Origin of the sequence: Bacteroides sp. AF39-11AC (assembly GCF_003474285.1) — a bacterium.
GTDB lineage: Bacteria > Bacteroidota > Bacteroidia > Bacteroidales > Bacteroidaceae > Bacteroides.
The window spans coordinates 143,820-157,273 of sequence record NZ_QROH01000002.1 but is presented as its reverse complement, the minus strand read 5'-3'; the positions used below and the strand labels follow the sequence as shown (position 1 = coordinate 157,273).

The 13,454-nt window shown below is 44.3% G+C and carries 11 protein-coding genes and 1 other RNA gene; 9 read left to right on the top strand and 3 right to left on the bottom strand.

The features are described 5' to 3' along the window. Position 1: 1 nt before the first annotated feature. The 6 genes from DW036_RS03425 (at position 2) to DW036_RS03400 (ending at position 4,964) form a co-directional block, all read left to right on the top strand. On the top strand, positions 2 to 1,246 hold the full coding sequence (locus DW036_RS03425) for a sigma-54-dependent Fis family transcriptional regulator (protein WP_118220814.1): 1,245 nt from the start codon (positions 2 to 4) through the stop codon (positions 1,244 to 1,246). Beyond that, the gene (locus DW036_RS03420) at positions 1,233 to 1,760 is read left to right on the top strand and encodes an LptE family protein (RefSeq protein WP_022392049.1); all 528 of its coding nucleotides are present in this window, start codon (positions 1,233 to 1,235) and stop codon (positions 1,758 to 1,760) included. The genes DW036_RS03425 and DW036_RS03420 overlap by 14 nt, the downstream gene beginning before the upstream one ends. 8 nt (positions 1,761 to 1,768) lie before the next feature. After that, complete coding sequence (locus tag DW036_RS03415) at positions 1,769 to 2,668, top strand: tetratricopeptide repeat protein (protein WP_118461300.1); 900 nt, start codon at positions 1,769 to 1,771, stop codon at positions 2,666 to 2,668. A 4-nt stretch (positions 2,669 to 2,672) separates the two neighbouring features. Further along, the gene (secG, locus tag DW036_RS03410) at positions 2,673 to 3,059 is read left to right on the top strand and encodes a preprotein translocase subunit SecG (protein WP_007666184.1); all 387 of its coding nucleotides are present in this window, start codon (positions 2,673 to 2,675) and stop codon (positions 3,057 to 3,059) included. A 141-nt stretch (positions 3,060 to 3,200) separates the two neighbouring features. Continuing rightward, entirely contained in the window at positions 3,201 to 4,592 is a 1,392-nt protein-coding gene (locus DW036_RS03405; RefSeq protein ID WP_007666182.1) for an MFS transporter, read from the top strand. Positions 4,593 to 4,610: 18 nt separating this feature from the next. Next, a complete protein-coding gene (locus DW036_RS03400) occupies positions 4,611 to 4,964 on the top strand; it encodes a PqqD family protein (RefSeq protein WP_118461298.1) in 354 nt (117 codons plus the stop codon). Here the strand turns inward: DW036_RS03400 and DW036_RS03395 are convergent. From DW036_RS03395 to DW036_RS03385, 3 genes are all read right to left on the bottom strand, one after another. Then, the gene (locus tag DW036_RS03395) at positions 4,944 to 6,005 is read right to left on the bottom strand and encodes a DUF4831 family protein (RefSeq protein WP_118461296.1); all 1,062 of its coding nucleotides are present in this window, start codon (positions 6,003 to 6,005) and stop codon (positions 4,944 to 4,946) included. The two genes, DW036_RS03400 and DW036_RS03395, sit on opposite strands and share 21 nt — an antisense overlap. Positions 6,006 to 6,395: 390 nt before the next feature. Further along, on the bottom strand, positions 6,396 to 7,511 hold the full coding sequence (locus DW036_RS03390; RefSeq protein ID WP_118461294.1) for a lactonase family protein: 1,116 nt from the start codon (positions 7,509 to 7,511) through the stop codon (positions 6,396 to 6,398). A gap of 107 nt (positions 7,512 to 7,618) precedes the next feature. Next, positions 7,619 to 10,447 carry a beta-glucosidase gene (locus DW036_RS03385; protein ID WP_118462014.1) on the bottom strand — a complete coding sequence of 943 codons (2,829 nt, stop codon included), beginning with the start codon at positions 10,445 to 10,447 and terminating at the stop codon, positions 7,619 to 7,621. Between the two features lie 188 nt (positions 10,448 to 10,635). On the opposite strand from DW036_RS03385, the gene DW036_RS03380 reads away from it, so the two are divergent. The 3 genes from DW036_RS03380 to DW036_RS03370 all read left to right on the top strand — a co-directional run bounded on the left by DW036_RS03380 (position 10,636) and on the right by DW036_RS03370 (position 13,287). Continuing rightward, on the top strand, positions 10,636 to 10,950 hold the full coding sequence (locus DW036_RS03380) for a helix-turn-helix domain-containing protein (RefSeq protein ID WP_118462012.1): 315 nt from the start codon (positions 10,636 to 10,638) through the stop codon (positions 10,948 to 10,950). 86 nt (positions 10,951 to 11,036) lie between these two features. Continuing rightward, positions 11,037 to 11,433: a transfer-messenger RNA gene (gene ssrA, locus DW036_RS03375) on the top strand. 192 nt (positions 11,434 to 11,625) lie between these two features. Further along, positions 11,626 to 13,287 carry a glycoside hydrolase family protein gene (locus DW036_RS03370; protein ID WP_187374557.1) on the top strand — a complete coding sequence of 554 codons (1,662 nt, stop codon included), beginning with the start codon at positions 11,626 to 11,628 and terminating at the stop codon, positions 13,285 to 13,287. Positions 13,288 to 13,454: the final 167 nt, after the last annotated feature.

Below are 13,454 nucleotides of genomic sequence, written 5' to 3'. Positions count from 1 at the left end.
AATGACAAAAGCGGAAATACAACAAGTAAAATTACGATTCGGCATCATTGGTAACAATGAAGCATTGATGCGTGCGATAGACGTTGCCATTCAGGTAGCGCCTACCGACCTGTCTGTACTGATAACCGGAGAAAGTGGTGTGGGTAAGGAGAGCTTTCCCCAGATTATTCACCAATACAGTAGACGTAAGCACGGTCAGTACATTGCAGTGAACTGTGGTGCCATTCCCGAAGGAACCATTGACTCGGAATTATTCGGTCACGAGAAAGGAGCCTTTACTGGTGCCATCGGTGAGCGGAAAGGATACTTTGGTGAGGCGGATGGTGGAACAATCTTCCTGGATGAAGTGGGAGAATTGCCTTTACCTACGCAGGCTCGACTGCTCCGGGTGCTCGAGAGTGGAGAGTTTCTAAAAGTCGGTTCGTCTAAGGTGCAGAAAACCAATGTGCGCATTGTGGCAGCTACTAATGTAAATTTGACACAGGCCATTTCCGAAGGACGTTTCCGTGAAGATTTGTATTACCGTTTGAATACTGTACCTATTCAGGTACCCCCTCTGCGTGAGCGTGGAGAGGATGCATTCCTGTTATTCCGCAAGTTTGCATCAGATTTTGCTGAAAAGTATCGTATGCCTGCCATTCAGTTGACAGAAGATGCTAAACAATTATTGATTTCTTATTCATGGCCCGGTAATGTACGGCAGTTGAAGAACATCACGGAACAGATTTCCATCATTGAAACTAACCGTGAAATCAATGCTGCCATTTTGAGTGGATACCTGCCGGCGCAGAATAGTATGCAACGCCTTCCCGCTTTGTTTGGTGTGAAGGAATCCAAGAGTTTTGAAAGTGAGCGGGAAATCCTGTATCAGGTTCTTTTCGATATGCGCCAGGATGTGACGGAATTGAAAAAGCTTGTGCATGAGATCATGACTGAACGTGGGAAAGCTGCTGCTCCGGCTGTGCCTGCTACTTATTTCGCCCAACCGCCTGCTGTGGTAACTCCGGTTTCTCAGAGTGTGCCTACCATCATTCATCCTTCCATAAAGTCGTCTCATGATATTGATGATGACATACAGGACACGGAAGAATATGTAGAAGAATCTCTCTCTCTGGATGAGGTGGAGAAAGAAATGATACGAAAAGCCCTGGAAAAACATCATGGTAAACGCAAGAGTGCGGCAAAGGATCTGAATATTTCCGAGCGTACCTTATACAGAAAGATTAAAGAATATGGATTGGATTAAAAAAATAGCTTCGACAGCATTGTTGTTGAGCGTGTTACTGATAGTAAATTCGTGTAGTATTAAAGTAGGACTGGCACCGATTAGTTCGATTGACTACTCCAAGGTAAAGACAGTCTCGATAGCTGATTTCCAGAATCGTGCAGAGTATGTTTATGCTCCGCTGGCTACTGAATTTAATCAGGGGCTGAAAGATTTGTTCATTCGTCAGACCCGTTTATCACTTGTGAATGGCAATGCTGATATTGAAATTGATGGCGAGATTACCGGTTATAACCAATATAACGAAGCGGTGGATGCCAGTGGGTATTCTTCAAAAGTAAAAGTCACCTTGACTGTGAAGGTTTCTTTTGTGAATAATACGGATCACAAAGACGATTTTACTGACCAACAATTCTCCGCTTTCCAGACTTATGACTCTTCCAAATTGCTGACCGAAGTACAGGATGAGTTAATTAAACTGATGGTGAAAGACATAACGGAACAAATATTTAACGCAACCGTAGCTAACTGGTAGAAGTAGGAATGACGCCTGTACATTTGCAACAATGGATACAGCATCCCGAGGCGTTGAATCGGGATACCTTATACGAACTTCGTACGTTGGTAACCCGCTATCCTTACTTTCAGTCGCTGCGTTTGCTCTATCTCAAGAACCTCTATGTGCTGCACGATATTAACTTCGGTGCAGAATTACGTAAGGCCGTACTGTATGTATCGGACCGCCGTGTATTGTTTTATCTGATTGAAGGTGACCGGTATGCCCTTCATCCTTATACTTCAGAATCTGTTGTCGGAAAGGAACTGGAGGAAGAGCCGAGTATCGACCGTACCCTCTCATTAATAGATGCTTTCCTTGCTACTGTGCCGGAAGAACATTCCCAAACGACAGAGTTGGATTATGCAATGGATTATACCACCTATCTGATGCAGGATGATGAAGATACAGACGAAGTGGATACATCATCGACTGTTTCGGTAGAAGTTCCCAAGTTGCGTGGACAGGATCTGATAGACGGATTTATCCGGCAGAGTGAAACCGAGGAAGGCATCAGCCTGAAGTTGCTGAAAGAGGAAAATCCGCTTCTACTTCCATTGATTGAGGAGGAAGAGGACGAAGTCGAAGAAGAAATATCGGTTATAGCCGAAGAGATTCCTCAGCCCACAGAGGTAGAAACAGAAGAGGAAGATGATTCCGAAGATACGGATACTGATGAAGAGACGACTCATCAATCAGCTTCGGATGAGCTGGATGACAGTTGTTTTACTGAAACTTTGGCGAAAATTTATATCAAACAGCGCCGATATGACAAGGCTCTTGAAATTATTAAAAAATTAAGTTTGAATTATCCAAAAAAAAATGCTTACTTTGCAGACCAAATCAGATTTTTGGAGAAATTGATTATTAACGCTAAATCAAAATAACAAAATGTATTTATTCTTAGTTATCTTAATGGTGGTTGCATCTTTGCTGATGTGCTTCATTGTATTGATTCAAAATTCCAAAGGAGGCGGTTTAGCATCCGGTTTTTCTTCTTCCAATCAGATTATGGGTGTGCGCAAGACTACTGACTTTCTGGAAAAAGGAACATGGTTCTTGGCAGGATTCATGGTCGTAATGAGTATTGCTACTGCTTATGTGGTTCCTACTTCTTCCGGTAAGGGAGGCGATGTGATTCTGGAGCAAGCTCAAAAAGAAGAAAAGACCAATCCGTATAACATGCCTACTGGTACAGCTGCTCCGCAGACAGAAGCTCCTGCTACAACAGAAACTCCTGCTACAACTGCTCCGGCTGCTGAAGATTCAGCTAACTAAAGCTAAGCGCGGATGAGCCCGCAAAAGAAATAAGAAAGAGGTTGATGCCGAAAAGGTGTCAGCCTTTTTTCTTTTTATGACGGATTTAACTACCTTTGTCGGGATTATGCAGTCTGACTAATAATTAATCTAAATAGTACAATGACAGAACAATTAAAACTTAAATTGAATGACTCCAAAGCTACCCGGTGGGGAGCATTGGTAATTGTTGCTTTCACCATGATGGCAGCTTACTATGTAAACGATGTGGTAGCACCACTGAAAACAATGTTGGAGTCGGATCTTGCTTGGACAAGTAGTGATTTTGGATTCTTTACAGGTGGATATAGTTTCCTGAATGTATTCTTCCTGATGCTGATTTGGGGTGGATTAATCCTTGACCGTTTTGGTATCCGTTTCACTGGTAAATTATCAACTATCTTGATGGTGGGAGGTACGGCACTTGAATATTATGCCATGACAGGGCTTGCCGGTCCGGATGCACAGATTTTCGGTCTTAACGAGATTTTCGGTTATAAAGCAGGCGTATTCGTTGCATTTGCCGGCTATTCTATTTTTGGTGTAGGTGCGGAAGTTGCTGGTATCACTGTTTCTAAAATTATAGCCAAGTGGTTCAGGGGTAAAGAACTGGCTACGGCTATGGGTGTACAGGTAGCACTGGCACGTATCGGTTCGCAAGCCGGTTATGCAGTGGCTATTCCTTTGGCACGTGCTTTCGGTATCACTACTCCGGTATTGGTAGGGTTGATTCTTCTCTTAGGTGGTCTGGTTGCTTTCTTTATTTTCTCAGTAATGGATAAGAAGCTTGACAGACAGATGGAAGCAGAAGCCATAGCAGCAGGTACAGAAGGGGAGGAAGAGAAATTCTCTTTCAAAGATGTGAAGAATATCCTCGTAAACCCGGGCTTCTGGTTGATAGCTTTGCTGTGCGTATTATTCTATTCTTGTGTATTCCCTTTCCAGAAGTTTGCTTCCGAGTTGATGATTATCAAATATGGTATTAATGAGAATGTAGCGGGTACTTTTGCCGGATTGCCGGCTTTGGGTGCTTTGATTCTTACTCCAATATTCGGTGGATTTATAGATAAACGCGGTAAGTCAGCTTCTATTATGATACTGGGTGCTGCAATGCTGATAGGTGTGCACTTTATTTATGCCATTCCTGCCATTAATTACTGGTTAGTGGCTATTGGTTTGATGATTATTCTGGGTATTGCTTTTTCGTTGGTACCTTCTGCTATGTGGCCTGCGGTTGCTAAGATATTCCCTGTAAGCCAGTTGGGTACAGCTTATGCATTGATTTTCTTTATTCAGAATATTGGTTTGTGGGGTATTCCTACGCTGATTGGTAAGGTACTTGATCTTTATTGTATCGTGGGCAAGAAGGCGGATGGAACGAATTTGTATGACTATACGATACCTATGTGTATATTTACAGGTATTGCCTGCTTGTCTCTTGTGGTAGCCTTTATGCTGAAGAGGGCCGATAAAAAGTTTGGTTATCAACTAGAAGAACCCAATATTCAGAAGTAAGTATAAACTGATGCGAGTATGGAAACACCAGAAGGAAAAGTCAGTCTGTTGGATGCTGTTCCGGTTCGTTGTGACCACATCTTGACCGAATGGGAGGGAGATTACGCTGTAATCTCCTATCCCCGGTTCAAGTATGAGTGGATGCGCCGGCTTTTGTTACCGAAAAGCATGTCTCCTGATATTCATGTCCGCCTTGAAGAACACGGCAGTGCAGTGTGGCGTCTGATAGACGGGCGGCGTACGGTACGGGAGATTGTTTCCCAGCTTGCCGATCATTTCCATCCTGATGAGAATTATGCTTCACGAGTCACGACTTATGTGATGCAATTACGAAAGGATGGATTTATAAAATTACTCTCTGTCAACCTTTAATAAAGCCCCTGTTTCAGGATCGAATAATACCTTTATTGTGGAATTCTTATTGAACAGTACAGGAGCGAGATATTCGACTACACCAAATTGTGTGACAGGGATTTCTGAATTATACAATTCTTTATTGTTATAACTTAATGTAACGTGAGCTCTGCCCGGTACATTGTAGGCAACCCCTTCATTCACCTTCTTCTTTGGATCGACTTCAGGGATTTTTATGCTTTTAAGGTCAGTTACCGTGATATAAATAGGTTCGCCTGCCAAGTCATTGTTAGCTACAATACCCAACTTCTTAGAGAAACGGAAAGCAACTTCATTCTTCATCTCTTTGGGGACGATGCGTATAGTATATATTTTCTCTTCATCGGTCACTTTACCTGCAAACATTTCGGTCATAGCATTTTCCTGCAAGGTCAGGTTATCCAGCATAAGCTTTAGTTGTGCACCGTCTTTGGGCATGTTGTCCGATTCACCGCGCAACAGGGCATTTTTGCTTTCACGGATGTTATAGATTTCTTTTGCAACCAGTTCCGCCATTTTTGCCGTTGAATTTGCCATCAGGATTTCTTCTGTCAAGAAGCTACGGGGATTGACGTTAGGAGTATTGTCTGCTGCCTTGGGAGTGGCAGGAGTTGCTTTCTTTTGTCCGCTGCCCAACGGCATGTTGATGGAGTAGACGATGCCGTCTTTGCTCAATTCGATAAGAGGAGCCACGGTTTTGTCTTTCATCTTCACGAAATATATATTCTCTTTATCAGGTATACCGACTACTGCTGTTTGTATCTTGTCCAATGTCCAGTAAGTTTCCGGTTCGGAAGAGACATTATTCAATCGCAGATAACGGTCAGCATACTTGGAAAATTCTCCGGGAGTATAGATATGTTTAGTGGCTTGCACGGTAAGTTCGATTTCTGTTTTCGGAAGTACATAAGTAACGCCGTAGTCTTTGCCACGCATGATACCTATTGTCACTTCTGTTTGCGCTATGGCAGAAACGGAGAACAACAGTGCTGAGAGTAATACTATATTTTTTTTCTTCATAAGTCGCGTTGTTTAAACAATTTCGGTTGAGGGACAAAGTTAATGAAGTTATTTTTGTCAAGAGTAAGATTATAGAATATTAACAGAATAGGCTGTCTGGGTGAGTTAGCGGCTCTTTTCGCTCCATGAGATGGTGTGTTTTGTCCCAATAGATCATTTCTTTTGTATCATTAGATGGTATGTTTCATCTCGATAGATGGTTTGTTTTACCTCAATAGATGATGTATTTTGCCTCAAAGTATCTTATCTTTCGCCTGAAAAGGTATCGGATATAAAAAAACAGGGAGAAGCAAATGCTTTTCCCTGTTACTATCTGTGAACCCGAATCTAAATCAGGATTACGATGCCAAATATACGAAATTAAAAACCGGAAGTCAAGCTTTTACCCGGTTATTTTACGAATTGGATGCAAACGGGTTTATCGATGCTGATGTCTTGATGCGTATCTGATAACAAACCTGTTACGGAATCCCGTTGGAATACCTGAATGACATGACTGTCGCGGCAGGCGGCCAACAGATATTTCCCGTTCGGGGTGATAATAAAGTTACGCGGATGAATTCCCGTCAACTGGTAGCCTACTTTTGCCAACATGCCGTTTTCCGGATTTACTTCGAAGATGGCAAGGCCGTCACCTTTCAGGCGATTGCTGGCATACAGGTATTTCCCGTCGGGACTGAGATGTATATCGGCACTGCCACGTGCACGGAGTGTGTCGGCTGCAATGGTCTGTATCTTTTCCAGTTTGCCGTCCAAGTAACTGAAAGCGGTGATGTTGCCGGATAATTCGCTGATAAGATACGCGTACTTGCCGTTCGGGCTGAAGGTGAGATGACGTGGACCGGAATTAGGATCTACGTCAATGGCTTCGGCAGAAGGGTGGGGGATAATGCTCTTCGGATGTATGACAAAGCGCAGGATGCGGTCGGCACTGAAGTCAGTGGCAAAGATATATTTTCCATCCGGAGAGAAGACAGTGCAATGCACGTGGGGTGTTGCCTGCCTTTCAGTGTCCGGTCCGCCGGTACTGCCTTCAAAAAGCGTATCGACAGGTTCTAATGAACCGTTCTTTTTCAGCGGGAAGATGGACATGCTACCTCCGCTATAGTTGGCTGTGAGTACTTCTTTTCCATTGGTGGCAACGTAGCAGGGATCGGCTCCCATAGTGGGCTGGCGGTTCAATAAGCTGAGTTTCCCTGTTTCCTTATCGAAGGAGAAAGCATTGAGAGCAGCTGTTGTGTCGTTCATTTCGCTGACGGCATAGACAAACTTTCCATCTTCCGAAGGGATGAGATAAGACGGGTTGAGCACTTCGATGGAACTGAGCGAAGTGGCAAGTCCCGTTTCCTGGTTGAAGCGGAAGGTGTAAATACCTTTGCTGTTTCCATCGGTGTACGTACCTACCAGCATGGCAAGTTCGTCACTTCCGTTGTTTACGTTTCCCGCTTTGCGGGGTGCGCAGGCTGTCATTGCTAATCCAAGCATACAGAAAAGAAGAGATTTCATTAGTGATTAGTGTTTAGTGATTAGTGATTAGTATTTGGTGATAAGTGATAATTGGTTGGCTCCGTTTTGTACACGGTACTAATCACTTATCACTAATCACTAATCACTTATCTGTTAATTTTCACTTCTGCCACTCCTACACGATCGTCATTCAGCACAATGCGCAAGTCGCTGGCAGTAGTTCCTTTGAACGTATATGAAATCAGCTTTCCGTACTCGCTGACTGTACCCGAATAAACTGTCAGGAATTGTCCGCCGCCACTTGAAAGCTGGATTTCAAACTCCGCGGGCAGACCGTTGCCTCTGCTGAATGCAATGGAAACACCGTCTACTTTGGAGCCGTTCTCCAAGGCAAAGGTAATATAATCTCCTTTATTTCCTTCCCAAACAGTATTCATTTTTTTATCGAGCACGTTCATTGCACTTTCCGGATTGGTGCTGGCAGTTACGGGAGCATCCGTTTTTGCCTGTGCTTGCATGGGGGCGTTGGGATCTTCTACTGTCAATTTTCCACTCAGTCGGATGTCTTCGGAAGAAGCACCTATCATAATGCTGAAGTCTCCCGGTTCCACCACCCATTCCATGTGCTTATCCAGTAATTCCAGTTGTTTGCGGTCGAGGGTGAAGACTACCTCTTTCGTTTCTCCCGGTTGCAGGTAGATACGCTCAAAGCCTGCCAGATTCTTTTCGTAAGTGGTAACGCTGCTCAGGATGTCGCGAACATACAGCTGAATCACTTCATCGCCTGCACGTTTTCCGGTATTTGTTACTTTGCAGCGTACAGTTGCCTTTTGGTTTGGTGTAATCACTTTCGGGCTGATTTCGATGTCGGAATACTCAAAGGTGGTGTAACTCAGACCGTAGCCGAATGAATAGAGTGGTCCGTTGACGCGTGACATGTTTCCATCCGGTCCCGGATTCTTTCCACCATCAATCTGTGAAGAGGGTTTGCAGGGGAAGTTGAACGGGATTTGTCCAACGCTTTTCGGGAAAGTGACTGTCAGTTTTCCGCCCGGATTATAATCTCCGAAGAGCACATCGGCTACTGCTGTTCCACCTTTGGAGCCCGGATACCATGCTTCTAAAATAGCGGGAACGAACTTGTCTGCCCAATTGATGGATAGCGGGCGACCGTTAATCAGCACCAGTACGACGGGCTTTCCGGTTGCCTGTACGGCTTGAAGCAGTTTCAGTTGTCGTCCCGGAAGGTCAAGGCTGCTGCGCGATTTGTTTTCACCGCAGGTACGTTGTCCGCCTCCTAATACGACTACGGCTACATCTGCCTGGCGTGCGTTTTCTACTGCTTTATCGATTTCAGCTTGTTCGCTATCTGTCATCGGATAGTCGATAAGTTCACTTTCCGGCCAGTTGGCATCTACAAGGTCACAGCCTTTGGTATAGAGCACTTCTGCTTTGCCTTCAGTTTTTTGGCGAATGCCTTCCAGTACTGTGGTTACTTCTACTGCCAAAGGACCGTAGTGTGTCAGTGCATATCCCTCTTCGTCTGCATTGGGGCCGCAAACTGCTATCTTCTTCACGTTGTTGATATCCAATGGCAACACGTTGTTTTCATTCTTCAACAAGACGAGGCTTTCGCGTGAGGCTTGCAGTGCAAGAGCTTCATTCTCGGCTTTCTCTACTTCTTTATCGGCTCCTGCAAGGTCAGTCTGATAGGGAGCATCGAACAGCCCTACGAGGAATTTTACACGCAGAATGTCGCGTACACGGTCGTTAATCACTTCTTCGCTTAGTCCGCCCTCTTTAACCAATTCGCGCAAAGGCAATACATATGAATCCGGTGACCGGAAGGTGCAACGTACATTCAGACCGGCTTCTACACTTTGGCGCACGGCTTCTTTCATATCTTTGGCGGTGCTGTGTTTGGTATAGAGATATTCAACGGCGTCACTGTCCGAAACCACATATCCCCGGAAACCCATCTCGCCACGCAGGCGTGTAGTCAGCCAATAATAACTGCCTTGTATGGGGACACCGTCGTAATCATTGTACGAACTCATCACTCCCAATAGTCCCGCTTCCTTTATCACCCGTTTGAAAGGGTAGACGTGTATCATTTCCACTTCGCGTGGTGACATTTGCGGGTCTACACGTGCCATACCTTCGCGGGCGCCCTTGTTGTTACTGTAGGCAACGAAATGTTTTCCGGTTGCTGCTACCTGATGGTTATGTTGCATGCCGCGTACCATTTCAATACCCAGTTCGGCAACGAGGTAAGGAGATTCTCCATATACTTCCTCATAGCGTCCCCAACGCTGGTCACGACCGACATCGAGGATGGGAGCATACACATTGGTATATCCCAACATACGGGCTTCCCGTCCGGTGATTAATCCTATCTGGCGTATCAGTTCGCGGTTCCAGGTATGTCCCAATCCCAGTTGTGTGGGGAAATTGGTGGCACGGTAACTTTCTACTCCGCGGATGCCTTCGTTTGTAAAATCTACGGGGATGCCGAGGCGCGTTTCTTCTATAAAGAAGCGTTGTACTTCATTCAGTGCCCAAGCATGGCGGGATGCCGGCCATACATAGGGATTATCCGATGGGGGAAGTCCCCATTGTTGGAAACCGTTCAGGTGTTCGTCGATGGCACCGATGCCGTCTTTCCAAAGCATTTGTTTCCATTCGGGGGTGGGGAGGTCGTCCTTCAGCACACGTTTGTAACCGTAGAGGGTTACCATCTGGCAAGTCTTTTCTTCCAGCGTCATCTGGCTGAGCAGATCTTCGATACGTGCATCCAGTGAGGCATTCGGATCTTCGTATACATCCTTCACTCCGTTTTTGTTGAAATCAATCCAGCCTTTCTTGTACATCTCGCTTTTGACGGGTTTGTACACAGCTGGTATCTTCACGGTCTTTTGTGCGCAGAGCAGAGTACTGCCTCCGAGCAGCAGTGTCATTGCAATCAGCTTCTTCATGATATTTATATTTTTGTGTATATTATCTTCTGTTGCCAAAGGTACGGTTTTTGTCTAAGGCGAGAGGGTAATATTGTTCATTACAATGGCCCTTATTGTCCGGACGGCTTGTCTTATTTTAAAAAAGACTTGTGAAGTTTCTATTTATGGAAACATTTGCTACCTTTGCGGTGTTCAATCATAAACACATGAAAGAAATGAAATTTTATACGCAAGAGGAGATTGAGGATGAGTTGATAGGCAAAAGAGGTACTCCGGAGCGTGACAGGTATGAGGAACAGCTGGATCTATTCCTCATCGGAGAAGCCATTAAGCAAGCGAGACAAGCCAAGAACTTAACTCAAGAAGATTTAGGTAAACTTGTTGGTGTACAGAAAGCCCAAATATCAAGGATTGAAAATGGTAAGAACTTAACTTTTGCTACAGTAATAAAGCTTTTCAAGGCAATGGGATTGAGTGCCAGGTTAGAAGTAGATAGCTTGGGAAAGATAGCTTTGTGTTAAGGCTTTAATATTTGCAAAGAAAAAGCATTCGATAAAAAAAGAATTCTTATCTTTGCCCCACGATTTCTAAAAACCGTATGTATTCTGGGGTTGACTGGATTTGACAGCGGGTAGAAATAGTAAGTAAGCATGCAGTGCGTCGTTGATTTGCACTTTAATCTCAGTCTTCAAAATTTTATCTGGCGAAAGACAATACGCTCTTGCTGCTTAATCGAATCATAGTAGATTAGCTTAATCCCGGCACTAGGTGCTGGGACGAGACATCACTCGGAAGCTGTTGCTCCGAAGCATTCCGATCCAGTGGTGCAGTTACATCGGGGATAGTTCTTGTCGGCCTTGAGGCGAGAATGAAACTTTAAAGGATAAGGCAATGGTTGATGGCTTTGGTTCTGCCGTTGCTCGAAAAATTAGGCAAAGATAAGCATGTAGAAAGCTTATGATTTCCTCGTTTGGACGAGGGTTCGATTCCCTCCAGCTCCACAAAAAAAGAATTAGAAGAGTCCTCGTACAACAGGGGGCTCTTTTTCTTTGTATACTGACCGGTACATCTTTATATGAATAACATATAAGAACTATTTACGTAAAGGTTTACGTACCTTTTCCGACCACATCCTTATTCTTCATCCGCATAATTCTCCTATTTTTGGCAGTATAAACAGATTTGAAACTATGAATATGCAAAAGAATCTATTTAAACTAACCTTGATGGGAGTTATGCTTCTAATGAGTAATTTCATGTTCTCACAAGTCACAGAACGTGAGCGTCCTAAGGAATGGAATCAACTGACAGAAGGAGCCCGCTTTATGGATCGCTTTCTGCCCATGAAAGGCAAAGTGCTTTCATCGGATACTTGGGGGGCCGGCTGTGTGCGTCCGCGCTACGTTGATAATGGCATCGAAGATGGTATCTGGTCCTATTGGGGTGGAAACATCAGAAAAGGTGAAGACGGTAAATATCACTTGTTTGTATGCGGTTGGCTGGGATGTTCCCCAAAAGGACATATGGAATGGCCCAACTCTTATGTATTTAATGCCGTAAGCGATAATCTGACGGGTCCTTTCAAACCTGTCAATATAATCGGTAAAGGGCATAATCCTGAAATATTCCGGGCAAAGGACGGGCGGTATGTTGTCTATGTGATTGGCGGACGTTATGTCTCCGATGATCTGAACGGGAAATGGAAATACGGGAAGTTCGATTTCAATGCACGCGACCGCCGTATCATCGAAGGTTTGTCCAACCTTTCGTTTGCCCAGCGCGAAGACAGCTCGTATGTGATGGTTTGTCGTGGTGGTGGCATCTGGATCAGTCAGGACGGATTATCAGAATATAACCAGCTGACTGACCAACGCGTTTATCCGGATGTGGACGGACGTTTTGAAGATCCCGTAATCTGGCGCGATCATATTCAGTATCACATGATTGTAAACGACTGGCTGGGGCGTATCGCTTTCTATCTTCGTTCAAAAGACGGGGTGAACTGGGTGGTTGATCCGGGTGAAGCCTATATGCCTGGAATCGCTATACACGAGGATGGACATGCGGAAGACTGGTTTAAATATGAACGCCTTAAAGTGTACCAGGATCAATACGGACGTGCCATTCAGGCCAACTTTGCAGTAATTGATACGCTTAAACACGAAGATAAACCTTTTGATCACCATAGTTCGAAGAATATCAGCATCCCCTTGAATCCGGGATTGTTACTGACTATTCTGGATAAAAAGCCCATTACTGCCGGTACCAAAACCATTCGTGTGAGAGTACAGGCAGAGGAAGGCTTTCATCCGCAGACGGATATGGACATAAATTCATTGCGTTTTGGCGCTTCTGAAGAAGTTAATTATGGTAGAGGAAGCAAAGTACTGAAAACGGAGAATGATGGTAATGACTTGATTGTAACTTTTGAAGGTAAAGGGAATGGCATTACCGAGAATGAATTTGCCCCGAAACTGATTGGGAAGTATAAAAATGGAAAGATGCTTTACGGATATGCGCGTTTGCCATACATTGATTATATAGAACCCATCCTTTCTGCTCGTGCACCTGTCTTCTCTGCATCTGGTAAAGGCTTAATTTGCGATATAGAAGTGCAGAACTTTGGGCAGGTCAGTTCGCAAAAGGCTTCGATAACAATAGGATATAAAAAGAATGGGAAAACGATAAAAGTAGCTTCCGGCATTGTTCCGCCTTTGAAACCTTATGAGAAAATGACTTTGCAACTTTCCGGTAAGGGTGTATTTGAACAAGGAAAAGAGTATGAACAAGTGGTGACAATATACTCCGGCAAAAAAAATATATCTACATTTTATCAGAAAAAGAAGGTCGTTGAATAGTTTGGAAGAAGTATGTGTGGGAGGATATCAACTTTCTCTCAACACGGTCTTAACTTCCTGCTCACAAGAAGTTAAGACTTTGTTGACAAGAAGTTAAGACCGTGTAATGTGTTGATTAATAATCCCTTTCTTAAACAGACAGTTCGTCTATGAAAGATCTTTCTTTT

Bases quoted from the DNA above. Each gene is read 5' to 3' on its own strand.
- DW036_RS03395 (WP_118461296.1), bottom strand. From the start codon at position 6,005: ATGAAGAAAAAAAATATAGTATTACTCTCAGCACTGTTGTTCTCCGTT.
- DW036_RS03425 (WP_118220814.1), top strand. From the start codon at position 2: ATGACAAAAGCGGAAATACAACAAGTAAAATTACGATTCGGCATCATT.
- DW036_RS03385 (WP_118462014.1), bottom strand. From the start codon at position 10,447: ATGAAGAAGCTGATTGCAATGACACTGCTGCTCGGAGGCAGTACTCTG.
- DW036_RS03415 (WP_118461300.1), top strand. From the start codon at position 1,769: ATGACGCCTGTACATTTGCAACAATGGATACAGCATCCCGAGGCGTTG.
- DW036_RS03390 (WP_118461294.1), bottom strand. From the start codon at position 7,511: ATGAAATCTCTTCTTTTCTGTATGCTTGGATTAGCAATGACAGCCTGC.
- secG (WP_007666184.1), top strand. From the start codon at position 2,673: ATGTATTTATTCTTAGTTATCTTAATGGTGGTTGCATCTTTGCTGATG.
- DW036_RS03400 (WP_118461298.1), top strand. From the start codon at position 4,611: ATGGAAACACCAGAAGGAAAAGTCAGTCTGTTGGATGCTGTTCCGGTT.
- DW036_RS03420 (WP_022392049.1), top strand. From the start codon at position 1,233: ATGGATTGGATTAAAAAAATAGCTTCGACAGCATTGTTGTTGAGCGTG.
- DW036_RS03380 (WP_118462012.1), top strand. From the start codon at position 10,636: ATGAAAGAAATGAAATTTTATACGCAAGAGGAGATTGAGGATGAGTTG.
- DW036_RS03370 (WP_187374557.1), top strand. From the start codon at position 11,626: ATGCAAAAGAATCTATTTAAACTAACCTTGATGGGAGTTATGCTTCTA.
- DW036_RS03405 (WP_007666182.1), top strand. From the start codon at position 3,201: ATGACAGAACAATTAAAACTTAAATTGAATGACTCCAAAGCTACCCGG.